Origin of the sequence: Paraburkholderia sp. 32, assembly GCF_050435345.1 — a bacterium.
Classification (GTDB): domain Bacteria; phylum Pseudomonadota; class Gammaproteobacteria; order Burkholderiales; family Burkholderiaceae; genus Paraburkholderia; species Paraburkholderia tuberum.
In genome coordinates, this window is record NZ_JBNDKD010000003.1 from 3116619 (window position 1) to 3142785 (window position 26167).

Consider the following 26167-nt stretch of genomic DNA (forward strand, 5'->3'; position numbering starts at 1 on the left):
GAGATGTTGGTATTATCTGCGCGGTCGAGCCCGGTACACTGATTATTCTGCTTCGTTACAATTTTGCGGCTCATGGTTGTTAAATCAGTCGGCAATCAGTTGACAAATAAATTGGAAGCGGGTTGTAGGGGAGGGCGCGAGATGGTAGCGTGATGCCGCTTTACGCGGTCCGGATTCTGATCCTCGTGGTTCGACTTGACCCGCTACCGCGCCAGAACGAATTTCTACGGCATCGCATGTGCCTTCCACACTCTTTTCTGCCCTGCGGCGGTTCACTGAATGAGCAGCAAACCACTCGTCGTCGATCTTGATGGAACTCTCATTCGCTCGGACGTCCTGATTGAATGCGGATTTGCTTTCACCCGATCCGCTCCCCATCGGTTCTACGAGCCGCTTCTGTGGCTCCTGCGCGGGGGCAAAGCCGGCCTCAAAGCCCGCCTGGCCGAAGCGACCGATATCGACGTCACCGTCCTGCCCTACGACGCCACGGTCATCGAGTGGCTGAAGGAAGAACGGGCCGCCGGGCGGTCGCTCGTGCTGGCGACCGCTAGCCATGAACGCTACGCGAAGGCGATTGCCGATCATCTCGGGCTATTCGACAAAACCTTCGCCACGCATAGCGACATCAATCTGTCCGCGCATCGCAAGCGCGACAGGCTCGTGGCCGAGTTCGGCGAGAAAGGCTTCGACTACGCGGGCAATTCGCACGACGATGTCGCAGTCTGGGCCGCGGCCGAGCGTGCTTATGTGATCAATCCGTCGAGCGGCGTAGAGCGCGCGGCCCGCAAGCAGGGCAACGTCGAGCGCGTCATCGACCAACGCTCCGCGTGGCCGGGAACGTGGGCGAAGTCGTTGCGACTGCATCAGTGGCTGAAGAATCTGCTGATTTTCGTTCCGCTGCTCGCGGCGCATCAACTGTCGGACGCTGCGCTGGTCATTGCCGCGCTCCTCGCTTTTTTTGCCTTCGGTGTCTGTGCGTCGAGCGTCTACCTGCTGAACGATCTGCTCGATCTCGAGGACGACCGGCATCATCCGACCAAGCGCAAACGCCCGCTTGCGTCGGGCGCGTTGCCGCTGGTTTGGGGCGCGGCGCTCTGTCCCGTTCTGCTGGTCGTGGGCGGCGCGATCGCGTGGTTCTGCCTGCCTCATCAGTTCGCGCTGGTTTTGCTTGGATATTACGTACTCACGCTGGCCTATTCGTTCCATCTGAAGCGGCGAGTCATGATGGACGTGGTGGTGCTGGCCTTGCTCTATACGACACGGATCATCGCCGGAAGCGCCGCGATCGATGCGCGGCTCACGTTCTGGCTGCTCGCGTTTTCGATGTTCATTTTTCTCAGCCTCGCGCTCGTCAAGCGGTATGCGGAACTGCACGCATTGAAGGAGCGCGGCCTCGTGAAGTCACGCGGCCGCGGCTATGTCGCGAGCGATCTGCCGTTGATTTCGTCACTAGGCGCGGCTTCGGGCTATCTGTCCGTGCTGGTTCTCGCGCTTTATATTCAGGACGGCAATACGGCGAGCCTCTATCGGCATCCGCAGTACATCTGGGTGGCCTGTCCTCTGCTGCTTTACTGGGTGAGCCGCACGTGGATCATCGCGCATCGCGGCTCCATGCATGACGACCCGATCATATTCGCGGCAAAAGACCGGAGCAGCTGGCTGATCATGGCCCTATGCGGTGCCGTGTTCTGGATGGCGATCTAGCCATGTCGAAAGTCCAGTCCTGGGGGCGCTATCCGTACGCGCTGCAAGAGGCCCATCCGATCGCCTGGCGTGATACGGCCGCGGCAGTATGGCGAAGTGTCGGCGGCACGCAGCGCACGACCCTTGCCTTCGGCAATGGGCGCAGTTACGGCGACAGTTGCCTCGCGTCGTCGGGGCACGTGGTCCAGACGCTGCCGCTGGACCGGATGATTCTGGCCGACTGGCAAAACGGCGTATTGCGCGCTGAACCGGGCATGACGCTCGAGCAGATTCTCGACGTGGCGATTCCGCGTGGATGGATGTTGCCCGTGACGCCGGGGACGAAGTACGCGACGTTGGGCGGCGCGATCGCCAACGACGTGCACGGCAAGAATCACCATGTACGCGGCACGTTTGGCCGGCATGTGCGGCGTTTCTGCTTGCTGCGAAGCGACGGCACGCAGTTCGAATGTACGCCGGACCTCCACCCCGAGTACTTCACCGCGACGATCGGCGGCCTTGGCATGACGGGGCTGATCGCGTGGGCTGAAATCCAGCTGATGCCGATCAGGTCGAGCATGCTCGACGTGACCAGTATCCGCTTTGCCAACCTCGACGAGTTCTTCGCGCTGTCCGAACGGCTCGACGAACTGCATGAGTACAGCGTGGCGTGGGTGGACTGTCAGAGCCGCGATGCCGCGTTGGGCAGAGGCATTTTCATGGTCGGCGATCACGCCTCCGAGGGGGGGCTCGACGTCGAACGCCGCAAGACGCGTACGGTGCCGTTCACGGCGCCGATCCCCGTTTTCAACCGCCTGACCCTGCGCGCCTTCAACGAGTTGTACTACAGGCGGCAACGCGCGGACGCGGTTCGCTCGACGGTGAGTTACGACTCGTACTTCTATCCGCTCGACAGCCTGCTTGAATGGAATCGCATCTATGGCCGCTCGGGCTTCCAGCAGTATCAATGCGTGATCCCGGCAGCCGTTGCGCGCGAGGCAACGCGGGCCATTCTCGACGCGATTGCCCGCAGCGGCACGGGGTCGATACTTGCCGTGCTGAAGCGCTGCGGCGCCATCAAATCGCCGGGCTTGCTGTCTTTTCCGCTCGAAGGCACCTCGCTCGCGCTCGACTTCCCGCAGCGCGAGGCATCGAATCGCAAGCTTTTCGACCGGCTGGATGCGATCGTGCGCGAGAGCGGCGGCCGTTTGTATCCCGCCAAGGACGCGCATATGTCGGGCGACGATTTTCGCGCTGCCTATCCGCAGTGGGAACAGGTCGAAGCGCTGCGTGATCCGGCTTTGCTGTCACGCTTTTGGGAACGAACCACTCGAGTATGAAAAACATCGTTATCGTAGGCGCCACTTCGGCGATCGCCATTGCCTGTGCACGGCAATGGGCTAAACAGGGCGCGCGGTTCTTTCTCGTCGCGCGCAACATGGAGCGCCTCCAGCAGGTTGCCGACGACCTCAAGGCACGTGGTGCGCAGGACGTGCTGTGTCAGCAGTTGGACATCGATCAGCTCGGTGAACATGCCGTCATGATGCAGCGTTGTTCGGCCGAGTTCGGCGCGCTCGATATCGTGCTGGTGGCGCCGGGTACGCTGCCTGACCAGCAGGACTGTCAGAACGATGCCGACGTCGCGGTCCGCGAGTTCAATACCAATGCCGTATCGATCATCGCGTTGCTGACGCGTTTTGCCACTGTGATCGAGCAGCAGCGGCGCGGCACGATCGCGGTCATTTCGTCGGTGGCCGGCGATCGCGGTCGCCAGTCGAACTATCTGTACGGCAGTGCAAAAGCAGCGCTCTCCGCGTTTTGCGAGGGCCTGAGGGCGCGCCTGTTCAAGGCGGGCGCGCATGTGCTGACGATCAAGCCTGGCTTTGTCGCGACGCCAATGACAGCGGGTCTTCCCTTGCCGGGACCGCTTGTTGCTACCGCGGACAAGGTCGCGGGCGATATCGTGCGCGCGGTGGAAAAGGGTAGGGATGTCATTTATACCCCATGGTTCTGGTGGGGCATCATGCTGATCATTCGCTCTATTCCTGGCCGCGTGTTCAAGCGGCTCTCGTTGTGATGCATTGCATGCATCGCGACGGGTCTGCCGTGCTCGACGGCAACTGTCGCCGCCCAGCGAGCGCATGGCGCGGCGAATGTTCGTTCGACCTTCCTGACCTGGTGTGCCTTTCGTGAACTCCTCGGCAACTCCCATGAGCGCGTCGCGCCTCGTGATTTTTTACGCGATATTCGCGGCAGTTTCGATCGCCGCGAATATCGGTCTGCAGAAGCTCTCGCTGATCGCCTATTCGGGAGCGTTCAGCGTGCCGCTGTCCGTAGTCGTCGGAACGGGTGGCGGGCTGGTGGTGAAGTTCTTACTCGACAAGCTCTGGATCTTTCGATACCAGCATCGCGATCTGTCGCACGGCATACAGAGTTTTCTGCTGTACACGGTGATGGGGCTCGCAACTACGGCGATTTTCTGGGGCTTCGAATTCGGCGCGGACGCGATCTATCATTCCGAGCCTGCCCGCTTTACGGGCGGCGTGATTGGCCTCGTGATTGGTTATATAGTCAAATATCGGCTCGACAAGAAGTTCGTTTTTGCCTGATTCGGGCAATGCATTGATTTCATAAATTGAACCACCGTCGAACTCGCGTGAACAGAAATTTTTGGCCAATGAACATGCAACGACTTAGACAATATCTTTCGGAGAACGCGCTTCTACTGGCGATCACCATTGCTGTGGGTGGCTACCTCGCATGGCAGACGCGCAACTTTCAGCTCGATGATGCGCTGATTTATCTGCGATATCTGCGCAATCTGTTTGACGGACACGGCCTGACCTACAATGCAGGCGATCGCTTCAACGGTTTGACGTCGCCGTTGTACTCCTACTTGTTGATCTTGGCCAACGTCCTGACGAGAAATTTGCAATATACGACGATCTTTCTGTCGTTCGTGTTCCTATGCGCGGCTGCAATCACGGGAGCACATCTGTTGGCAAGCGGGAAATACGAACAGACGCTGTGCGCACTGATCATTGTTTCCTTCAACTATTTTTACGACACCTTTGGGATGGAGACGTCGCTGTTTCTATTCCTCTCCGCTCTCGCGTTGATACTCTACCGCAGAGAGCAATTCTTCGGCCTCGGTCTGGTTCTGGGCCTGCTGTTCATCACACGCAGTGAAGGCGTGTTCCTTGGCTTGGTTCTGGTCGTCGATTTCTTCGTCAGGAACAGAAAGGTGCCTCATGTTAAGTATTTCGTTGCGCCGGTTATTTTGCTTGCGGCCAATTTCGCATTTAACTACTACTACTATGGCGCGTTTCTTCCAGCTACCGGTAATGCGAAGCTCGGACAAGGCAAGTCGGGGCTGTGGGGCGAGGGCCTGATTTTTCTTCACGTGCAGTATATGAAGGGCGCTTTCTTCGGGGGAGATCTCCGGCTGCTTGCATTCATGCTGCCGGTCGGTCTCGTTGGCGTGCTGACGAGCCTACGCCAAAGGATCGTCTTGCTCGCCATTCTCTACCTGGTATTGCTGGGTTCGTTTTATGTATTTCTGCATATTCCGAATTACCACTGGTACTACGCGCCGTTCTTCTTCTTTGGCTTGTTGTTCGTTGGCGTTGGCGCATGGAAGGTGCTCAGCTTCACATACGAGCGTTCCCGAGAGAGTGCTGTTGTTCTTACGCTGTTTCTTGCGTTCTTCCTTGCTACGAGCGGGTTCGTTTATCACAGCTTTGGCATATCCAATATCCAGCGCGGCTCGATGGACGTGTATAAGAATATCGGCGAATGGATAAAGGCAAACACGCCGGGCAATGCGGTGGTGGCAAGCGTCGAAATCGGGACCGTGGGTTGGTACTCTGACCGGTACATCATCGACATTCTCGGTCTGACAAATCGCTATAACGCGGACTATATTGCTCATAAGGACCTTTACTCCTGGCTCACGAAATACACCCCAGATTACATCCTCGTACATCAGCCGCTCTGGAGTTTCGAGGCTAGTGCAGATTGCCTGCTCGCGAGCGGGGCCTATGCCCCTGTGGAAGTATTTAATTTCGAGGGGTATCGCCTGCTAAAGCGCAGTGACGCCGTGGGCACGCAGCAGCGGATCCGAACGTGTGCGAAAGGGCCGCGTACCTGATAAGCGCTGCAGCGCTCGCTGCGAAGTCACCCCTCCTAGGGTAAGACCATTATTCCGACTGAAAACGGCCGACTCGAGGGTCCGAGTCGGCCGTAAATTTCTGACTCGTCTGTTTTAACATTCCTTCTCGCGTCCCATCACCGCACTTCTTGCGCTCGCGCCTTTACTGGTTCCGCAGGACGGGCGAGACCCTGCTAAACGTGACGAATATTCAATGGATACTGCTTCCGACGCTCATCGTTCTGCACGCGATTTCCCGCATCTGAATGGCCTATATGGAGCATTACGCCAAACGACACGGGCTACACCCTTAAGGTTGCGCCGAACTGGACGGTGCAGATTCCAAATAGTCCGTAAAAGTCCTGGTTCGCGGCGAGTGATAGCCGTCGGGACCGTTACCTCATCGCAACGGCCGTCAGAGCCGAGGCAGCCTAGATGCGCAATGGCGGGCGCAGCGGGCGCCCCTCTTTCCACCCAAAATGCTGGTAATGCGCGCCCGGATCAACGGCCGCCGCGGCGACGTCCGGGTTGACGGCGAGATATTCGCGAGGATCGAAATTCGGCGGCAGCCCGAGCGGTTCGTCGGGGTCGAGCTCGCTGCGTTCTCCGGATATGCGCGGTGGGCGCTGGTTCACGTCCTGCCGGTTGCGCAATTCCTCGAGCTTGCGATGGGTACGCCAGAATGGCACGCCCGGTGCCATGCCGCTCGCGGCGTGCTCCACTCGCCGCCAACTCTCCGCAATATAATCGCGATCGCGCGAACGTCTCAATACGACGGAAAACTCGATGTCATTGCGCTGCGTGTCGCAAAAATTCTCACACGCAAAATCGAGCAGTTCCATCTCGCAAAGATCAGCGAGCAGTTTCGAGAACGAGCGCGGCGTGAAAACCCAGCAATGGACGTCGTGATAATTGCCGTTTTCATGTGCGTCGCGAGCGAGATGCAGCGCGCCGTGCGGTGTGTGATGCCGCTTGACCAGATTCGGGTCGAGCCGCTTTTCCCAAGCCTCAACGGCAGAGACATCCGCGGCGGACAGGCAGTGATCCAGTAGTGAATAGGACTGGGGTATGCGCGCCCGCGCCACATAGCTAGCCAGAACCTCTGGCAGGCGGCTTTCACGGCGGAGGTAATCGAAAGTGAAGCGTCTATCCGGAACGACGAGACGCACTTCGCCCGTCGGTTTGAGGACCGTGGCCAGTTCTCTTAGCCAGGTCACCAGATCAGGCACGTGTTCGACAACATGGGATGCCACGACGTAATCCACATAGCGGCCGTTGATCGCTTCGTGCAGCGTATTGCGCCCCCAGATCGCGTTGACATCGACGATTTCATCAACCTTCACATGAGGATCGTCCTTGTACTTCTGACGCAGGTGAGGCGTGTCCGTATGATCGACGTAGATAATCTCGCCGCCGTCGCTGCGTCGCACTAGAGGCCAGCACAGCGGGCCTATCTCGACGCCAACGCTTTCTTTGATGTTCAGTCCTCGAAGTAGACGGCAACGCCGCTTATCTCGAATTTCATCGATGCTTGGAGCATTGTCTTCCTTCGCCATGTTGCCTCCTCGTATTGGACGGCACAGCTTCCAGGGATGACCGATGTTCACCGCATTGCGCGAGACCGCCTATGCCATCAGGTATGCATCTGCACCTTGATGGAGTCCGAACTTTTGTCGCTGGCCAGACGGAAGGCCTCGTCGACGTCGTCGAGGCTCAGATCGTGCGTGATCATGGCGCGCAACGTATCGCCCTTGCGCGCCAGCAGATCGATCGCGAGCGCGAAGTCGTACTGACCGTCGATATAGCCGTAGCAGTTCGGCAGATGAATCGTCAGTTCCTTGATGTGCGGTTTGATGATTTCGATGTTCCTGAAGCCGTGATCGAAGGCACCGAGCACGCACACGTGGCCGAGCGGGCGCACGAACTGACAGGCGAAGTCGAACGTGTCGGCCGTTCCGCCGACCGCTTCGATCGCGTAGTGCGCGCCCAATCCGCCGGTTGCCTGTTCGACCATGGCGAGCGCTTCGGCGCGATCGGCCGGCAGGATCGCAGTGGCGCCCATCGCCAGCGCCGCGCGCGCCTGAGCCGCGTGTCTTGCGACCACGTAGACATTTTCACTGCCAGCGTCCAGCGCCGCGGCGAGTGCCGCGAGGCCGATCGTGCCGGCGCCGATCACGACGCCGACCGAGCCGCGCGCAATCGGCATCTTGCGGCACCCGTGGATGCCGACCGCCACCGGCTCGACGATGGCGCCGAGCTGATCGTCGACGGCATCGGGCAGCGGGAACACGCCCGAGTCCTTGGTGCGCACGTATTCGGCAAAGCCGCCGCCGAACGGAAATTCGCGCGCGCGGCAGTGAATCGGCGTGCCGAGCTTGCAATACTCGCATTTGCCGCACGCGGTGCCCATCACCATGTCGATCGTCACGCGCTGGCCGACGCGCACGCTCGTCACGCCCTCGCCGATCTCGACCGCGGTGCCGCTCAGTTCGTGGCCGTTCGGAAAGCTTTGATGAACGTCGACGTTCCGGTAAGCGTGCAGATCGCTGCCGCAGATACCGACGCTCGCCACCTTGACGATCACGGTGCCGGGTAGCAACTCAGGTACCGGGATGCGGCCGACCTTCATCGCGCGCACCCCGTCTTGCAAGCCGGCTCGCATGGACGCGCCTTCGGTGCGATGCTCGAGCGCGTTCGTCGAAGTCATCTATCAATCTCCGCAAAATGTGAGACGTTTGCGCCGCGGCGCCTAACGTGTCTTTCGAATCCAGAAGCTCGCGCCGGGATTGCGCATGAAGAGCGGCATCCGCGCGTTCATCAGGTCCGCATGGAAGTGTCCCATGAACGTATTCATCAGGACAACTTCGAACGCGCTGTTGTACTGGAGGAAGGCGCGCAGCAGATAGGCTTCGTTCCACGCGCGGCCTTCGTAGATCCACTGCGGCGGGTATTCGAGGGGCAGGAACACGTCGTGAAAGTGTATGTGCACGCCGGGCGCGAGGATCGGCAGTATCTCGAAGACGATGCGGTTCACGTCGCTGCCGATCTTGCTCACGTGCGACGAATCGACGAACAGTATGTCGTTCGCTTCGAGCTCCGCGAATACGGACAGGTCGACGTCCTGCGCGAGCGACTTGACGATCTTCGAGGTGACCTTGTCTTTCTCGGTCAGCAACGACAGCAAGCGTTCATTGTTCGGTTCGACGAAGGTGCACTGGATCTGGCCGTCGAAGAACAGGTCGTTGGTATCGAGCGAAACGGCGGACGAAAAACCCGAGCCGATCTCGACGATGCGGCGCGGCCGCAGGTGGCGAATCATGCAGTACAGCGACGTCGCGTCGCCATACGAGAACATCACGTTCTCGAAGTAGAAGCGCAGGCCGTCTTTCTTGTGCGGCTCGAACGGCATTTCGCCGTAGTACTTGTCGGCGAACTCGCCGACGAGCCGCACCTGCGCCTCTTCGTTGAACTCGATGCCGGGCAGCGTGCGCGAGACGTTGCCGAACAGCCGTGCTTCGTCCTGTTTGATGTCGGGGATCGACGGGATCGGCGAATAGTAGTGGCCTGGAGGCACGTCGCCGAGATTCGAAAAGTGCGGAATATTGACCTGAAGCGCGTCGCGATACTTGTCCCGTTCAGCGATCAGTTCTGCAATCTCGGGATGCTGCGCGGCAAGTGAATCGAGAAGCTCGGGCGATGCCGACATCTTGTTTCTCCGCTTGAAAGAATTTGCGAAAAGCCATGACAGAACAGCGAATTCATACCGATATGCCGACTGGCTGGTGAGCCGGCCCTCCCGGCCGGGCAGTCTATCGTACCCCCAGTATTCTGCACGTCCAACATTTCCTGATGTTCCGACATGAGCCCGCATTTACCGTTACTTACAAATTATTCGTCGTAGCAATCGGCACAGCCGCGACGCCAAGTGTCATGTGCCGTCCGTTTTCCGTGGATACCGCGCGTGAGTCGCGAGTGCGCGGCAGAAGAAGGCGGGGCGGTCATCGTTTCGTAAGCCACGTAAGCCGACGAAAGCATGCAGCAGGTGCTCTGCGCGTCGCTCGTGGGCGATCGTCTGCGTTACGATTTGGCGTAAAATCGAGCCCCTGCCGATAATAGTCCGCGCCTGTTTCACAGGTCGCGCGAACGCGTGAATTCCGCACCGTCCGGCGGACGGCAGCAGCGCCCACGATTCGGGACGATTCGGGACGGAGCCCGCAATATGCATTTTAAAATTCTCCTGACCACTCACAGTACCGCGTTCATGACGAGCGGTGGTGGTGAGTCGGAACTCGTGCAGGTCGCCGAACTTCTCAACGATTCGGACGTACAGGCCGACATTTACGGCATTCGCAGCCGGCCGCTACGCTTTTACGACGCGGTGATGCACTTTTCCGTCCATGCGGACGGCGAAGCGATCGTTCGCGAAACGGTGAATCAGGGCAAGAAGCTGTTCCTGTGGCCGAACGTCTGGTGGTTGAGCGCGCCCGACCCGGCGGAAATCAGCCGCATCGAGGCGTTCGTGCAGCGTGCCGAGCGGCTACTGTTCAAGTCCTCCGCCGAACTCGCGCACTTCAACAGGTACATCCCGGTCGATCCAGGTAAATGCGTGGTGGTGGGCTCCGGCATATCCGACCGGTTCCTGCTGCCGGCCGACAAGGATTTGCTCCCCACGGTCTGCGACGTCTCGGACTACGTGCTGTGCCTCGGCTTGATCGAGCCGATCAAGAATCAGCTCGAACTGATCCGCGCACTGAACCAGCTCGACATGAACGGCCTGATGGTCGGCGGTTTCAGGGACGAGGAGTATTACCGGCAGTGCGTTCGCGAAGCGCGTCGCGGCATTCATTTCCTGCCGTTCATCCAGCCCTGCAGCGCGCTGTTGCGCTCCGCGCTCGCCAGCGCGATGGTAGTGGCGGAGCCGAGCCTCGATCCGCCCGGGCGCTCGTGCCTCGAAGGCGCGTTCGTGAAGCAGCCGCTCGTCATGGTTGATGGGGATTGGCAGCGCGAGCACTTCGACGACAATGTCTGGTACGCGGCTTCCACCCGCGCGCCGGACATCGTTCCCGCCATTCAGGCTGCCCTGACCGACCCGGACAGGGACGAAAAGATTGAAAGTAACTACGAACGCGTCTATGCACGGCACTCGTCGAGCACGGTAGCAGCAGACCTAATCAGACACCTGATCGATGCCGGCCTCACAAATTACTAAGATTCCCCGACTGCTCGTCGTTCAGCGGCGCTCCATGACCGATGGGCGAATGAATTCGCGCACCATCGGCGCGCGCTTCGCGCCTTTGCTTTCGTACATGCAGCGCCATCGGTTGATCGAGTGGGAGCAGATCTCGGAGGCGGACGTTGGCGTCAGCCATCTGCATCGCTTCGACGTCGTGCTGTTCAACAAGCACGTGTCGAATCTGTCGCTGAAGATCATGCGGATGGCCAACGAACTCGGTCTTCATACGATTTACGATCTCGACGACTGGCTGCTCGATCTGCCGTCGTGGAGCGTGCTCGAAATGAACGAGGACGTGCTCTACAACGTGCTCGCGATGATTCGCGAAGCGAGCGCGGCCACGGCGTCGAACTCGCTGTTGCAGGAGCGCATGCGCAAAGTGCGGCGCTCGGACGACGTGCTGATCATCCCGAACGGTTTCGACGATCAGGCGTTCGACCTGTCGCCGGAACTGTGGACCGAAACCCAGCCGCCGAAGATCATCTTCTCCAATCTCGACGGCATCAAGCTCGTGAGCTTTCGCAAGGAGTTTTTCGGCACCTTGCGCAGTTTTCTCGCGCGCCACGAAAACGTGTCGATCGACTTCTGGGGCGATCCGTTTCCGGAGCTCAACACGATTGCCCGCATGACGCATCGCGGCAGCCGCGGCAACCTCGAATACAAGAAGACCATTCGCGACGAAGGCTACACGTTCGCGATCGTGCCGCTCGGCGCCGAAGAGGATCCGGAGACGCTGTTTTTCAACTCGTGCAAGTCGCCGATCAAATACGCGGACTACGGCAGCCTCGGCATCCCGAGCATCTATTCGGATTGCCCGACCTACCGCGGGAACGTCAGACATCGTGAGACGGGATACATTGCGTCGAACACGGCCGAGAGCTGGGCACGAGCGCTGGAGGACATGCTGGGCGACCCGCAGCTTCGCCAGTCGATCCGCCGCAATGCCTACGCCGACGTGTTCGACCGTTTCAGCGTGCGACGCATTTCGTCGATGTTCCTGAAGGCCTTGCCCGACCCCAAGCCTTAAAGCAGCTAACACCTATGGATCTTCTTCTGATTCGCCACGGCCAATCGCACGCCAACGTGGCTGGCCTGTTGAACTCGACCGAGCAGGACGAGTTGACCGAGCATGGCCTGCAGCAGGCCGCGAAGCTACGCACGCTGATGGAAAGTCACGGTTTCGCGCCCGACCGCGTTTTTTCGAGCCCTTGGCGGCGCGCGTTGCAGACCACTGAAGTGCTGTTCAAGGACAACAGCGACTGGACCGTCGACGCCCGTCTCGGCGAAACCAATGCGGGGCGGTTCGCGACCTGGAAGGCCGAAGATTTTCGTCTGGCGTTTCCCGACTGGGGCAAACATCTGTCGGACCGTTACGAGGGCGGCGAGTCGCATCTCGAACTGGCCGCGCGTTCGGTGAACTGGCTCGAGGAGGAGGTGCTGCGGCACGCTGAGCAGCCTGGCCTGATCGCCGCCGTGTGTCACGCGGGACCGATCTCGGTGATCTCGCAATACCTGCTGAACGTGCCGTTGTCCCGCTTTCCCAACGTGCTGGTGCCGAATGCATCGCTCACGCTGTTCCGGCGCAACGTGCATACCGGAAACTATTATCTGCAGATCGCAGGGCTGTCATGAGTGCATCGATCAAGATCTTCGAGCCACTTTACGCGCCGGGACAGGTCCTGTCCGAACAGGCTTTTCATCCGCTCGAACTGCGCGATAACGCGCACGCCGCGTGGCGCGAGTTTTATATTCTCGTCGACATGTACCGCAAGGGCATGCATCGGCAGCAGCAGATCACCGGTCTTTTTTCGCCGAAGTTCGCGCTGAAGGCGCGCATGGACGGCAGCCGGTTTCTGGAGTTCGTGCAGGCCAATGCCGACGCCGACGTCTGGATGATCAATCCGTTTCCGCAACTCGCGTATTTCTCGTACACCGCGTGGATGCAGGGCGAGCATGCGCATCCGGGACTCGTCGAGCGCAGCCAGCAACTGCTCGACGCCTGCGGCATCGCGTGGAATCTGCGTGAGGCGCCCCGTCAGTCGCCGCACACGCTGTGCTATTGCAATTTCTGGGTCGGTTCGCAGTCGTTCTGGGAAAGCTACGTCGGCAAGGTGCTTGAGCCGATTGCCACGTTCCTCGAAACGCAGAGCGGCACCGAGGCCGCGCGCGGGGTGCTGGAGCCCACGATCCACTCGGACGACGCACCGTTCCTGCCATTCGTCGCCGAGCGTCTGTTCAGCACGTATCTGTCGCTGCATCCCGAACTGAAGGTGGCGGCCTATCCGATCGAAGGCGATCAGGTGCTGGACTATTGCGTCAGCGATTTCGAAAAAGACATCGTGCGCTACATGCAAAAACCGATCGACGCGGCGGATCGCGCGCCGGTCTTTCCGCCCGAGCAGATTGCATTGATGGACTTGCTGTGCACGCTATCGCAGAAGTACGTGCGCGCGCATTTCTCGTTCACACCGCACCCGCATACGGGGCAACCGATCGATTTCGACAGGACCGGCAAGCCGCCAGCGAACGGGTGAGGCGGCGCGATCGGGTCGGATCGCGCCGATGGGAGCCGGGATGCGTTGGTGAGCGGCGGCGCTGATTATCTATCTCTTTTCAGCGAAACGGCCGCCGTACCCGCGCGCGCATGCGTCGACGCGGCCGCCATGCCGACCCCGGCGCCGATGAAGATGTTGCGCCATACCTCGTCGCTGGCACGTTGCAGCACACCGTCGGCGTGTTTGACGAAGGCCGTGTCGATCGGACAGCGGCCGTGGGTCTGGCCGAGGCGCTGCGTGATCACGGGTATCCAGGCGGCGAGTTCGGCATGGGCGTCGAACACGCAGTCGGGCGGACAAATCTCCTGAGCGGCCGTGCCGCCACGCACGAATACGGGCTTGCCGTAATGCATCGCTTCGAGCACCGGCACGCAGAAGCCCTCGTGGCGGCTCGTCGCGAGCAACGCGTGGGTGGATTCGTAGCACTCGAACAGATCGGCGTCGTCGAGCATGCCCTTGAAGTCGACCTGCTCGAGCACGCCGAGACGCCGCGCGTGATTGATCAGAAATTTCAGGTAATCGTAGTTCGGCGTGCTGCCGACGATGCTCAGCGTCGCGCCGAAATCACGCTGCTTCAGCAGCGACAGAATCTCGATGCCGTCCTCGATGCGTTTATGCGGCACCACCCGGCCCACCATCAGCAGGTTCGGCTCAGGGCGCTTGCGGCCCTTGCGCGGTCCTTCGCGCCGGAACACGTACATGTCGGGAAAGATCGGCGGCACGACCTTGATGGCGTCCGCCGCGACGATGCCGGCAAGGCTCGCCGCCGTGCTGCGCGAATTCGCGACGACGGTGTCGAAGTGCGCGAGCAGCGGCAGTTGCGCGAGTGCCTTCTCGCACAACTGTGCGGTGCGCGGTTCGAGCGCGCGCAGCAACTGCGGGTCCGTCACGCCGTGGATGTAGCAGATCTTCCTGCAATCGAGCGCGAGTATCCGCTCGAGGTACGGATCGTAGATCGAATAACTCAGCAGAACCACATCGTCGCGAGTGACCTCTTCGAATAATGCGTCAAGCGGGCGCACTCCATTCGTTCCCTCCTCGAAACCGCTTGCATACAGCTCGGCCCTCATGCCGAGACGTTCAGCCATGCGTACGAAACCGATGCAGTGGTTACCCACCGCATCGCCCGAGAAAATGTCCGGAGCACATACCCGCAGCGTCATATCGTCTTCGCCTCCGCAATGTCGTTCAACCGTCGCGCATACGCGCGTGCGACTGCCTCAACTGAGTAGTCGCGCTCGATGCGCGCCTTCCCCGCCAGTGCGATGCGCTCACGGAGTGGCGCATCGTCGATCATGCGTTTGAGCTGTTCCGCCGCGATCGATACCTCCGGATCGCACCAGTACTGACCTTCGGCGAACAGGTAGTCGCCGGGGCGCAGCGGCACGAGTTCGCCATCCACGAGGAACGCGGTGTCGGGTTCGCAAAAGTCGACGTTGCCCGAGAAGTTCGTGACCACGACCGGCTGCCCCAACGCCATCGCCTCCGCGATCACGCGGCCGAAGCCTTCGCTACGGTGCAGCGAAATATAGGCGTCGCAGCAGGCCATGAAGTCGGTCGAGTCCTGGCGGCTCAGGCGCTCGGACACGATGTGAATGCGGCTATCGCCCGCGACAAGGTCGAGCACGGCGCGCCACACCGGGTCGTCGTCGCGCACGTTCATCGCCTTGATGACGAGCCCGACGCCCGGCGAGCTCTCGCCGAACGCCTGCTTGAACGCCTGCACGCCGGCGAGCGGATTCTTGCGGCTCAGCCACGAGTTGCCGTCGAACATCAGGTAGAACAGGAACTCGTTGGCCGGCAGGCCAAAGCGCTCGCGCTTCGGCGCGAGCGGCGCGGGGACCTCGACCGCCATCGGCATCTGGTAGACCGGCGTGTTGCCGAGCCGGCTGTAGACGCTCTGCACGAAGCGGCTCTGCGCCCAGATTTCGTCGACCATCTGATGCACGTTGCCGAACGCGTTCGGCCAGTGGGGCAGTTCCCACGGCCATGCGCCGATCTTGTGCGTGGGCGCGTCGATCAGGCTGCGGCCGCCTTCCAGCGCGAGCCGCACCATTTCGGGCGCCGGCAGGCAGATCAGGCTGATGTTGTACTTGAGCTCGTCGCTGATCAGATGATCGACCGAGTGTTCGAGGCGCGCGGGTCCCGCCATCGGCGCATTGAGCAGCGTGACCGGCGTCGACGACAGTTGCAGTACGCGGGCGGCCATGCGCGCGTCTTCGCCGAGGCCGAGCACGCCTTGCGGGAAGCCGATGATGTTGACGCCGAAGTCGTAGCCGATGCCTTCGACGCGCCGCGTGATAGCGCGCGGGCTCGTGCGCGTCGTCATCGGCTTCTTCGTCGGCACTGTCGGCGCTGTCGGTCCAGCGCACCTTCAGCGAGCCGACCAGCGGATATTCGGTCGACGCCCATTCGTTCCACCAGCGCACGAGCTGGTCGCGGCCATCCGCGGTGTTCAGGTCGTACACTTCGCGCAGATCCGGGCGGTCATTCGCGATCATCGTCAGGAAGCGCGGCAGCAAGGTGTCGTCCGCCGGCTGCTCGTCGTCGATTCTCGCGAGCTCTTCGGCCAGATGAGTCGGCGTCCATTTGATCGCGTAGTACTCGTCGTGCCCGTGCTTGTCCCACCACGAGATGAAGCCGAGCCGTTCGCTGAAGCTGTTCAGGTTGAACGATGCCTGCAGGTCGGGCCGCTCGTTCCAGATCAGCAGCAGAAAGCGCGGCAGCAGCGGCAGCGCGCCTTGCTCTCCGGCTTGCGCGCCGAACAGGCTGTCGGGCAACGGCGGGATGACCCAGTGAAGCGCCGGATACTGGTGCTGCCCGTGTTCGATCCACCACGACAGGCACTTCAGACGCCCGGTGAAGGTGTCGAGCGAGCAGAGCTCCTGCAGATCCTGGCGCTCGTCATGCAACAGCCGCAGGAAGCGCGGCACCGGCAGCCAGTCGGCGTGCGTGCCCCATTCGGGCTCGAAGATCAATGCGGGTGTGGTGGGCGGCACCCATTCGCCCTCGCGTTCTTCGGCGAGATGCGTCGGCGACCATTCGATCGCGTAGTACTCGCTGTGCCCGTGCTTTTCCCACCACGAAATGAACGCGAGCCGCTCGCGGAAGCTGCTCAGGTTGAACGACGCCTGCAGGTCGGGCCGCTCGTTCCAGATCAGCGGCAGAAAGCGCGGCAGCAGCGGCAGCGCGCCTTGCTCGCCGGCTTCCATCCTGAACAGGGTGTCGGGCAACGGCGGGATGCCCCAGTGAATCGCCGGATACTGGTGCTGCCCGTGCTCGATCCACCACGACAGGCACTTCAGGCGCCCGGTGAAGCTGTCGAGCGAGCAGAGCTCCTGCAGGTCCCGGCGCTCACCGTGCAGCATCCGCAGGAAGCGCGGCACCGGTAGCCAGTCGGCGTGCGAGCCAAATTCGGGCTCGAACATCACGGCGGAGGGCGTGGGCGGCACCCATTTGATCGCGTGGTACTGATGCTGGCCGTGTTCGATCCACCACGACAGACAGCTGAGCCGTCCGCGGAAGGACTGCAGCGTGAAGGTCGCCTGCAGGTCCGGCCGGTCCTTGTAGATCTCGCACAGGAAGCGCGGCACGTAAGGGCCACCGTCCGCGGGCGACGCTTCGGGTTCGAGCATGAAGCCGCCGATCGGCGGTTGCGACCACTTGATGCGCGGATACTCGCGCTGGCCGTGGTCTTCCCACCAGCTGAGCGCGTTGAGCCGCGAGGTGAAGCTGTTCAGATTGAACGCGCTGCGCAGATCGGGCCGCTCGGTCGTGATCAGCGCGAGGAAGCGCGGGAAACGGCATCGCGCTGGAGTCGGGCGCGTCGATCGGTTCCAGCAGCCCGGGCCACGCGATCGGCGGACGCCACGTCACGCGCGGGCAGGTGACCTGACCGTACTGCTCCCACCAGTCGAGGCAGTTCAGATAGCCGGTCAGCGTGTTCAGGTTGAATGCCTGGGACAGATCGCCGCGATTGCGCACGACCGTCGTCATCAGCTTCGGCAATTGCAGGCCGGCTTCTTCGAGCACGGTGACGGGCTCGTGCAGCGTCTCGCTCAGATGCTTCGCATCGAGCACGCTCGGTTTGGTCGAGCCGAGCCAGTACGTGACGGCGTCCGGATGCCGCTCGATCAGCGTGTCGTTGTCGAGCTGACGCAAATATTCGAGGTCTTCCTGTCGCAGCACCCAGTTGAAGTCCGGATACGTTTCGCGCGCCGACATTTCCCACCAGAAATACAGCGTGACGCGGTCATCCAGCACTTTGGAATTGAAGCGCGCGAGATCGGCTCTGAACTTCATCAGAAAGTAGATCGCGCTCGGCAGGCAGAACAGTTCCCCCGGCGATGGATGGCGGTACTCCGCCAGCCATCCGGTCTTGTTTTTTTTGGGTCCCAGATTAATCAAGATTTGCAATCCTTGAAGGCCAAGCAAAGGAAAAATCGTCGGCAGTCAGTGTCAGATTGGGTGAATAGCAGGGATCGTTCATCAACAGATGCTCCCAGCGCTGTCTGACCAACTCAGATTCCTGGTTGAAGCGGCTGATTTTTTCCGGTGTGTCTTCGGCGCCGCGGGTTGCCGATTCGTGATGATAAAGCTCCGCGTAGGGCGTCCACACATTGCGGTAGCCCGCTTGCCGCACACGCAGGCAAAAATCGATGTCGTTGTAAGCGACGTGTAACTGTTCGTCGAGGCCGCCGACTTCCTCGTAGATCGACTGGCGGATCAGCAGGCACGCGGCGGTCACCGCGCACATCACGTTGCGCAGGCGTGCGCGCGCGAAGTAGCCGGGGTGCGAATTGGGGAAATGCTTGTGCGCATGGCTCGCGATACCGCCGACGCCGAGCACCACGCCGCCATGCTGGATCGTGTCGTCCGGATACAGCAGTTTCGCGCCGACCGCGCCGACATTCGCCTGCAGCGCGACCGACACCATTTCCTCGAGCCAGTCGGCGTTGATCACTTCGATGTCGTTGTTCATCAGACAGACGAAGTCCGCCGTGCTCGCGAGCGCGACGCGGTTGTTCAGCGCCGAGTAGTTGAACGGCGAATCGTCGCGCACGACCTTGATGCGCTCGTCCTCTTGCAGGCGCGCGAACAGGTCGTGCGTTTCCTGCTTGAGCGAGCCGTTGTCGATGATCGTGATGCGGAAGTTCGGGTAGCTCGATTTCTGCCGCACCGATTCCACGCATTGCTCGACGAGTCCGGCGGAATCGCGCGTCGGAATGATGATCTCCACCGACGGCAGCACCTCGGGCAAGTCGTACACGACCTTGTTGAAGGCGTCCGTGCCCGGCGCGTGCTCGGTGTGGGCGTTGATGCCGTTGCGCGCGAGGTGTTCGTCGAGCGCGCGCATCGCCGCGATATGCGCGTACGGCTTGGCTTCATGGCCGGCCGCCGTGCTCTCGGGGATCATGCGCCAGTGGTACAGCGCGCGCGGCACGTGATACACCGTGTGATGACCCGCGCGATCGATCACGCGCAGCGCGAGGTCGTAGTCCTGCGAGCCTTCGAAGCCGGTTCTGAAGCCGCCGACCTCCTTCATGACCGAAGTCTTGTAGACGCCGAAATGCGAGATCATGTTCTGGCTCAGGAACAGATCGTAGTTGAAGTCGCATTTGAAGTACGGGTCCGAGCGGACCCCGTCGATCGAGATCTTGTCTTCGTCGCTGTAGATCACCGTCGCGTCCGGATGCGCGTTGATCAGCTCGGCGACGCAGTAGAGCGCGAGCGGATGCAATTCGTCGTCGTGGTCGAGCAGGCCGACGAATTCGCCGACGGCAAGCTCGAGCGCCGTGTTGCTGGAGCTGCTGATGTGGCCGTTCGTCGTGCGGTACGCGACCTTGACGCGCGGATCTTTGGCGGCGTAGCTGTCGAGCACCTGCTTGACCTCGGGGTTCGTCGAGCAGTCGTCGGCGATGCACAATTCCCAATTCTCGTAGACCTGGTCGACGACCGAATCGATCGCCATGCGCAGCCACCTGGCCGGCGTGTTGTAGGTCGGCATCACGATGCTGATCAGCGGTTGCAGCGCCCACGCCTTCGAGCGAGCGCGCAGTTCCGGGTAATGCGACGCGGGCGGCTCGTGCCGCTCGATCCATTCCTGATACGTGTGACCCACGGTTGGCGCCGGCGCGGGCTGAGCGCCGCCGCCCCACGACGCCATCCGGCGCGCGCGTTCGAGCAGTTCCGTCGGGCAGTCGGCGTCGGCCACCAGTTCGACGTTGAAGCCGGTGATCGAAAACAGTCCCGCGCGCGCGATCGGATCGAGGCGCAACGGACCGACGAGCGGCGGAAACGCGACGACCTGATCCACCTTGCCGTCAGCGTCGACCACGAGGCCGATCGTCGCGTGCTCCGACATGCCCGCGCCCGCGTCGAAATAGATCATGCACGGCGAGGCCGGCATGTCTTCTTTCGCGAGCTCGAACGAAATACGCGCGGCGCGACCCGACAGCTCTTCCCATCCCGTCAGCTCGAACTGCGGATCGCCGTTCGTCGCGTTCCAGGCGAACCCGGAATTCGAGGACGCCTCGACGTTATTCAAGGGACGAAGTTCGAAGTTCTTCATGAGGTTCTTCACGAGGTTCGTCACGGGTTTTGTCATTTCGTCAGCAGGGAATCGTAGAGGTCTTTCAAGGGCGACAGGACGGCCTGCCAGCTTAAATCGCGCGTCGGAGCAGCGGCAGCGCCGCGCGGTTGCGCGAGCGCCGCGCGAATCGACCCGGTGATGCTGTCGACGTCGAACGGATCCAGGTAGGCAACGTGCTGCGCGAAATATTCCTGGGTAGAGCCAACTTTTGTCACCGCGATGCGGGCGCCGGCGGCATGCGCTTCGAGCGCGGCGAGCCCCGGCGTTTCGAGCGTGCTCGGCAGCACGAACGCTTCGCAGGCCGCGTAGGCGGAGCGCAGCAGCGGCGAATCGTGGGGCAGCGTGCCGGCGTAGACGACCTGCGCGCCACCCTCGTCGAAGCATGCCTTCGCATACTCGGGATCGCGCTGATGGCCGATCAGGACAAGCTTCAGGTCGGGGAACGACTTCATCGCCCGGATCAGCGCGAGCTGGTTCTTGCGCGGCTCGATGTTGCCGACGTTCAGGATGAAGCGGCCCTCGATGCCGGATTCACGGCGAAACGGCTCCGCCGCGACCGGCTCGTAAAAGCTCTGTTCGACGCCGTTCAACACGCTCGCGAACTTCTCGCGCGGCAGATCGAAGATGCGAGCGAGCGTGTCGCATTCGATCTCGGAGTTCGCGACCACGCGGTCCGCGAGAGAGAACTGATGGTGGATCTCGCCGATCGGATAGAGATGCCTGGTTTCCTCCGTCACCCACAGACTCGACGACACGACGAGCGGCAAGCCGAGTTGCTTGACGAAGTTGCAGAAGTGCACCGAGCCACCGACGCACGAGAAGAAATGCACCACGTCGTGTTCTAGAAAACGCGGCTTCCACGGATCGAACAGCGTAACGTCGACGCCATGCGCGGGCAGATGCTTGTGATACGCAAGCAATTGGATTTCTCCGCCGCCGGGGGTATGGAAAGCCATCGGGTAGGTGGCGAACAGCACTTTCATAGGTGGGACTCTAGTCGCTCAAACAGTTCTTTTCTTCAGACCAGCACGTCGCGGCACGCCGCTGCGCGTAACGCGCGAACATGGCGGCGAGACCGGCAGGTTTCGGGGCATTCACGTGGATGCTCGCCGCGCGCTTGCGCGGCCTTCAGGCGCGGACTTGCCGATGCGCGGGCCGGGGCCTGAGCGCACGGCCAGCGAGCAGGCCGGCGTGTGCTGTTGTCGAGCACGTCGGATCGATACCACGAATTCCACATGCGCGAATATGTTTGAGTTGTTACGAAGTGTACGAACGACGCGCCAGCAGGCGCAGGTCCGTTTTATTATCACGGCCCGAGGCTCGTGCCGCGTGTTGGGGCTGCCGGCGTGGTCGCGGCAGCGCAGACATTCTAGCGCCCAGGTGGCGCGATGCCATCCCTGACGACTCGCAGGCCGCGACGGGTGTCGCCCGAATACAATACGTTCCCAGCCAGACTTCCTGAGAAAGCACCGCCGATGCCAGATTGTAGCGTGTCTGATCCGCCTTTCCCGCCGTTTGCGGCCGCGTCGAGTCCTGACGGCGATCGTCTGTTTGCGTGGGTCGCGCGGCATGGCGTGGGCGTAATCGTGCGCCGCGAAGTGCATGACGGAGCATTGCGATGAGTCTGCAGATCCTCGTCACCGGCGCCAACGGCTTCGTCGGCCAGGCGGTGTCCCGCGCGTTGCTGCGGAGGGGCGATCGCGTGACTGGCGTGGTGCGCCGGCCGCAGACGGCCGCCGAGGGCGTGCGCGAATGGCTGCTCGATACCGAAGACTTCGCGGGCATCGACCAGCGCTGGCCGGTCGCGCTCACTTGCGATGCGGTGATCCATCTGGCGTCGCGCGTGCACGTGATGCGGGAGACCCTGACCGAGCCGCTCGCCGCCTATCGCGCGACCAATGTCGAGGGCAGCTTGCGCGTCGCGGCCGCGGCGCGGCGCGCGGGCGCGAGGCGCTTCGTGTTCGTCAGCAGCATCAAGGCGATGGGCGAGGCGAGCAGCGGCCGGCCGATCGCTGAAACGGATCAGCCCGCGCCGTCCGATGCGTATGGCATCTCGAAACTGGAAGCCGAGCGCGCGCTGTTCGACTACGGCCGCTCGACGGGTCTCGAAGTCGTCGTGGTGCGGCCGCCGCTGGTCTACGGGCCGCGCGTGCGCGCGAACTTCCTGCAGCTGATGAACGCGGTCGCGAGAGGCATTCCGTTGCCGCTCGGCGCGCTCAGCGCGCTGCGCAGCCTCGTGTTCGTCGATAACCTCGCGGACGCGCTCGTGCATTGCGCGACCGATCCGCGCGCGGCTGGCGAAACCTTCCATGTGACCGACGGCCGCGACCTCAGCGTGCCGGAACTCGCGCGTCTGCTGGCCACGCAGCTTCACGTGCCCGCGCGGCTCGTGCCGGTGCCTGCCAGCCTGCTGCGTCTCGCGGGTCGCCTGACCGGCCGCTCGGCGCAGATCGATCGATTGACCGGCGAGCTGCGCGTCGACAGTTCGCATATCCGCGAATGTCTGAACTGGTCTGCGCCGCATACGGTCGAGCATGGGCTGCTCGAAACCGCGGCGTGGTATCGCTCAACGCATTGACCACGGGTTGAACCCGCCTTGACTCCGACCTGAACCGCTAACGCTATCGATGCCGCTCGCTGCACACTCCGCCTCTTCCGTCGTCTCTCTACTGCCGTGGGGCGTCGCCGCGCTCGCCGCCTGCGCGGCGATTCTGTGGACGCTGCTGCGCACCGGCCTCGCGTGGCGGCTCGCCACCGACGTTCCCAACGACCGCTCGCTGCACACGCGCCCGACGCCGCGCGTCGGCGGCTGGGGCATCGTGCCGGTCGCGGTGCTGCTGATCGCGCTGGCGGCGCCGTCGCTGTGGCTGCCCGCGCTTGCCGCGGCGCTGCTCGCGGCGCTATCGCAGCTCGACGATCGACGTGGCCTGCCCGCACGCGTGCGCTTCGGCGGTCATGCGGCGGCGGTGGCGGCACTGATCGCCGTCTATCCGGCCGACGTGCCGTGGTGGGCGCTCGCGTGCATGGCGGTTCTACTCGTGTGGCTCGTCAATCTCTACAACTTCATGGACGGCTCGGACGGCCTCGCGGGCGGCATGGCGCTGTTCGGCTTCGGCGGCTATGCGGTGGCCGCCTCGCTGTCGTCGCACGCGGACCCGGCGCTCGCGACGGCGAGCCTGATCGTCACAGGCGCGGCCGCAGGCTTTCTGCTGTTCAACTTTCACCCAGCGCGCATCTTTCTCGGTGACGCCGGCTCGATCCCGCTCGGCTTTCTGGCCGGCGCGCTCGGCTATTGGGGGTGGCGCGAGGGTGTATGGCCGGTGTGGTTTCCGGCGCTGTGCTTCGCGCCGTTCATCGGCGATGCGTCGGTCACGCTGCTCAAGCGCCTGCTGCGCGGTGAAAAATTTTGGCAGGCGCATCGTGAACACTACTATCAAAGACTGGTGCAGTCGGGTTTCGGGCACGCATCGACCGCGTGGATTTGGTATTTGTTCATGGCGGTGGGCATAATGCTTGCTATCTGGGCGCTACAATTCGCTCTTCTGTATCAATGGCTGGTTGTCGTCGCATGGGCTGCCGTGCTGGTCATCGCGGGGCTGTGTATTGATCGCCGCTGGCGGCGCCATGTGTCCCGTTCCGGGCCAATCTGAGGTTCTGCGCAATGAAAAGCTTCAAAGCCAGATGGCTTTCGTTCAGTGCGTTTGCGTTCGACCTGTGCGCGGTGGCAATGGCCTGGCTGCTGGCCTATGTGATCCGGTTCAACGGACCGGTGCCCGCGCCGTTCTGGTCGAGCGGGCTGCATGCGCTCGTGTGGGTGCTGCTGATCTACGCGGTGATGTTCCGCAGCTACGGCCTCTATCGCGGCATGTGGGTGTTCGCGAGCCTGCCCGATCTCGTGCGGATCGCGAAAGCGATCGGCGTCGGCGCGCTGGTCGTCGTGATCGGCTCGGCGCTGTTGCAGCCGGCGCCGGTCGTGCCGCGCTCGGTGCTGATCGTGTCGCCGATGCTGCTGTTCCTGACGATGGGCGGCTCACGCGCGCTGTATCGCGCGGCCAAGGAGTTCTATCGCTACGGCGGACTGGTCGGCCAGGGCAAGCCGGTGCTCGTGCTCGGCGCGGGCAATGCCGGCGCGAACCTCGTGCGCGAGCTGAAGCGCTCGGGCCAATGGCGCCTCGTCGGTCTGCTCGACGACGATCCGATCAAGCAGGGCCGTGAAATCTACGGCTATCGCGTGGTTGGTGCGATCAGCGATCTGCAGAAAATCTGCACGGAGCTGAAGGTCGAGCATGTGATCATCGCGGTGCCGTCGGCGTCGGTGGAGGCGCATCGGCGCATCGCCACGCTGTGCGTGCGCGCCGGCGTACGCGCGATGACGCTGCCCGCGCTCACGCCGCTCACGCAAGGTCAGGCGTTCCTGTCGCGGGTGCGGCAGATCGATCTCGAAGACCTGCTCGGCCGTGACCCGGTGACGATCGACACCGAGCACGTCGCCGCGTTGCTGAAAAACCGCGTCGTGATGGTGACGGGCGCGGGCGGCTCGATCGGCTCGGAGCTATGCCGGCAGATCCTGCGCTTCGGTCCGGTGCAACTGGTCGCGTTCGACATCTCCGAGTTCTCGATCTATCGGCTGAACGAAGAGCTGCGCGACAAATATCCGGAAGTGTCGGTGGTGCCGATCGTCGGCGACGTGAAGGACTCGCTGCTGCTCGATCAGGTGATGGCGCGCTACTGTCCGCACATCGTGTTTCATGCGGCGGCCTACAAGCATGTGCCGTTGATGGAAGAGGTCAACACGTGGCAGGCGGTGCGCAACAACGTGCTTGGCACGTACCGCGTCGCGCGCGCGGCGATCCGCCACGATGTCGCGCATTTCGTGCTGATCTCGACCGACAAGGCGGTCAACCCGACCAACGTGATGGGCGCGAGCAAGCGGCTCGCGGAGATGGCGTGCTCGGCGCTGCAGCAGCAGGGCGCGCGGCGCACGCAGTTCGAGACGGTGCGCTTCGGCAACGTGCTCGGCAGCGCGGGCAGCGTGATTCCGAAGTTCCAGGAGCAGATCGCGCGCGGCGGGCCGGTGACGGTCACGCATCCGGAAATCACGCGTTTCTTCATGACGATTCCGGAGGCGTCGCAACTCGTGTTGCAGGCGTCGAGCATGGGGCGCGGCGGCGAGATTTTCATTCTCGACATGGGCAAGCCGGTGCGAATCGCCGATCTCGCGCACGATCTGATCCGCCTGTACGGTTTCACCGAAGAGCAGATTCGCGTCGTGTTCACGGGTTTGCGTCCGGGCGAGAAGCTTTACGAAGAACTGCTCGCGGACGACGAAACCACCACGCGCACGCCGCACCCGAAGCTGCGCATCGCACAGGCGCGCGAGGTGCCGGACAGCCTGATCGACAATCTGCTGCCGTGGCTGATGCAGCATCGCGTGCCGGCCGACGATGAAGTGCGGCGCGATCTGCGGCGCTGGGTGCCGGAGTATCTGCCGGCGACGGCGACGACGCTGCGTAGTGTGGCGCCGGCGACGCGGGTGTCGTAGGCGTTCCGCCGCCGCGAGTCATCGGAGTAGTCGAAGCATTGAATCAGTACCCGCGAAGGCAGGTCAGTTGGCCCGTTGAAATTGGCCGTCGGATGTTTATCGATAAGAGCCCCTACAGATCTGCTGGGGCTTTTTTATTTTTGCCCAGGAGAGTTGACGACCATCGCGCACGCCCAGGCTTTTCGGAGTCGTCTGAAGCCTGCGCCCGGCACATACACCTAGCATTGAACCGTGTCGCCGCCCGGTATGTCATTCCCGCTGAGGTGGCGGCTCTGTTGGCTCTTTTTCTGTGATGCAAAGGTATTGCGCGCCCCTGTGGCGCGTTTTTTTTGTCCGGGCGCAAGAGGCGGCAAATCCGGAATCGACCTGTAGCGCGCCAGCGGCCCGCGCGGTTATGGTCAAGGTTCACCAA

21 protein-coding genes are annotated in these 26167 nt (G+C 62.2%); 13 read left to right on the forward strand and 8 right to left on the reverse strand.

The window, feature by feature from the left end; all coding sequences use genetic code 11:
* The first annotated feature begins 279 nt into the window (after positions 1-279).
* From OKW26_RS37225 to OKW26_RS37245, 5 genes are all read left to right on the forward strand, one after another.
* Positions 280-1704, forward strand: a complete 1425-nt coding sequence (locus tag OKW26_RS37225) for a UbiA family prenyltransferase (protein WP_429356698.1) — start codon at positions 280-282, stop codon at positions 1702-1704.
* 2 nt (positions 1705-1706) lie between these two features.
* A complete protein-coding gene (locus tag OKW26_RS37230; protein WP_429356699.1) occupies positions 1707-3023 on the forward strand; it encodes an FAD-binding oxidoreductase in 1317 nt (438 codons plus the stop codon).
* Positions 3020-3760 carry an SDR family oxidoreductase gene (locus OKW26_RS37235; protein WP_429356700.1) on the forward strand — a complete coding sequence of 247 codons (741 nt, stop codon included), beginning with the start codon at positions 3020-3022 and terminating at the stop codon, positions 3758-3760. The genes OKW26_RS37230 and OKW26_RS37235 overlap by 4 nt, the downstream gene beginning before the upstream one ends.
* 133 nt (positions 3761-3893) lie before the next feature.
* Positions 3894-4292 (forward strand): GtrA family protein, encoded by a 399-nt coding sequence (locus OKW26_RS37240; RefSeq protein ID WP_429356701.1) that lies wholly within the window; start codon positions 3894-3896, stop codon positions 4290-4292.
* 68 nt (positions 4293-4360) lie between these two features.
* Entirely contained in the window at positions 4361-5833 is a 1473-nt protein-coding gene (locus tag OKW26_RS37245; RefSeq protein ID WP_429356702.1) for a hypothetical protein, read from the forward strand.
* Positions 5834-6264: 431 nt separating this feature from the next.
* On the opposite strand, the gene OKW26_RS37250 is transcribed toward OKW26_RS37245, so the two are convergent.
* From OKW26_RS37250 to OKW26_RS37260, 3 genes are all read right to left on the reverse strand, one after another.
* Entirely contained in the window at positions 6265-7389 is a 1125-nt protein-coding gene (locus OKW26_RS37250) for a methyltransferase domain-containing protein (RefSeq protein WP_429356703.1), read from the reverse strand.
* Between the two features lie 77 nt (positions 7390-7466).
* Entirely contained in the window at positions 7467-8540 is a 1074-nt protein-coding gene (locus tag OKW26_RS37255) for a zinc-dependent alcohol dehydrogenase (protein WP_429356704.1), read from the reverse strand.
* Positions 8541-8582: 42 nt separating this feature from the next.
* Positions 8583-9539, reverse strand: coding sequence for a class I SAM-dependent methyltransferase (locus OKW26_RS37260; protein ID WP_187615941.1), 957 nt, complete (start codon positions 9537-9539; stop codon positions 8583-8585).
* Positions 9540-9980: 441 nt separating this feature from the next.
* On the opposite strand from OKW26_RS37260, the gene OKW26_RS37265 reads away from it, so the two are divergent.
* Genes OKW26_RS37265 through OKW26_RS37280 form a run of 4 tightly spaced genes read left to right on the forward strand, consistent with a single transcriptional unit; the run spans position 9981 to position 13600 of the window.
* On the forward strand, positions 9981-11042 hold the full coding sequence (locus OKW26_RS37265) for a glycosyl transferase family 1 (protein ID WP_429356705.1): 1062 nt from the start codon (positions 9981-9983) through the stop codon (positions 11040-11042).
* Between the two features lie 49 nt (positions 11043-11091).
* On the forward strand, positions 11092-12093 hold the full coding sequence (locus tag OKW26_RS37270) for a glycosyltransferase (RefSeq protein ID WP_429356706.1): 1002 nt from the start codon (positions 11092-11094) through the stop codon (positions 12091-12093).
* Between the two features lie 14 nt (positions 12094-12107).
* Positions 12108-12698 (forward strand): histidine phosphatase family protein, encoded by a 591-nt coding sequence (locus OKW26_RS37275; protein ID WP_184038546.1) that lies wholly within the window; start codon positions 12108-12110, stop codon positions 12696-12698.
* Complete coding sequence (locus tag OKW26_RS37280) at positions 12695-13600, forward strand: hypothetical protein (RefSeq protein ID WP_429356707.1); 906 nt, start codon at positions 12695-12697, stop codon at positions 13598-13600. The genes OKW26_RS37275 and OKW26_RS37280 overlap by 4 nt, the downstream gene beginning before the upstream one ends.
* 65 nt (positions 13601-13665) lie before the next feature.
* Here OKW26_RS37280 and OKW26_RS37285 read toward each other — a convergent pair whose 3' ends face one another.
* Entirely contained in the window at positions 13666-14784 is a 1119-nt protein-coding gene (locus tag OKW26_RS37285; RefSeq protein WP_429356708.1) for a glycosyltransferase, read from the reverse strand.
* Positions 14781-15950 (reverse strand): glycosyltransferase family 4 protein, encoded by a 1170-nt coding sequence (locus OKW26_RS37290; RefSeq protein WP_429356709.1) that lies wholly within the window; start codon positions 15948-15950, stop codon positions 14781-14783. The genes OKW26_RS37285 and OKW26_RS37290 overlap by 4 nt, the downstream gene beginning before the upstream one ends.
* Between OKW26_RS37290 and OKW26_RS37295 the strand changes: the two genes are divergently transcribed.
* On the forward strand, positions 15937-17013 hold the full coding sequence (locus tag OKW26_RS37295; RefSeq protein ID WP_429356710.1) for a hypothetical protein: 1077 nt from the start codon (positions 15937-15939) through the stop codon (positions 17011-17013). The genes OKW26_RS37290 and OKW26_RS37295 overlap by 14 nt on opposite strands.
* Here the strand turns inward: OKW26_RS37295 and OKW26_RS37300 are convergent.
* The 3 genes from OKW26_RS37300 to OKW26_RS37310 are packed head-to-tail and all read right to left on the reverse strand — an operon-like array spanning position 16976 to position 21196.
* Positions 16976-18028, reverse strand: a complete 1053-nt coding sequence (locus OKW26_RS37300; protein WP_429356711.1) for a hypothetical protein — start codon at positions 18026-18028, stop codon at positions 16976-16978. The genes OKW26_RS37295 and OKW26_RS37300 overlap by 38 nt on opposite strands.
* Positions 18021-20228, reverse strand: a complete 2208-nt coding sequence (locus tag OKW26_RS37305; protein WP_429356712.1) for a glycosyltransferase — start codon at positions 20226-20228, stop codon at positions 18021-18023. The genes OKW26_RS37300 and OKW26_RS37305 overlap by 8 nt, the downstream gene beginning before the upstream one ends.
* Entirely contained in the window at positions 20225-21196 is a 972-nt protein-coding gene (locus OKW26_RS37310; RefSeq protein ID WP_429356713.1) for a glycosyltransferase, read from the reverse strand. Before OKW26_RS37310 ends, OKW26_RS37305 begins: the two co-directional genes overlap by 4 nt.
* Before the next feature lie 635 nt (positions 21197-21831).
* Between OKW26_RS37310 and OKW26_RS37315 the strand changes: the two genes are divergently transcribed.
* The 3 genes from OKW26_RS37315 to OKW26_RS37325 are packed head-to-tail and all read left to right on the forward strand — an operon-like array spanning position 21832 to position 25755.
* Entirely contained in the window at positions 21832-22791 is a 960-nt protein-coding gene (locus OKW26_RS37315; RefSeq protein ID WP_090803328.1) for an NAD-dependent epimerase/dehydratase family protein, read from the forward strand.
* 49 nt (positions 22792-22840) lie between these two features.
* Entirely contained in the window at positions 22841-23863 is a 1023-nt protein-coding gene (locus OKW26_RS37320) for an MraY family glycosyltransferase (RefSeq protein ID WP_429356714.1), read from the forward strand.
* A gap of 11 nt (positions 23864-23874) precedes the next feature.
* The gene (locus tag OKW26_RS37325) at positions 23875-25755 is read left to right on the forward strand and encodes a polysaccharide biosynthesis protein (protein WP_429335862.1); all 1881 of its coding nucleotides are present in this window, start codon (positions 23875-23877) and stop codon (positions 25753-25755) included.
* The last annotated feature ends 412 nt before the right edge of the window (positions 25756-26167 follow it).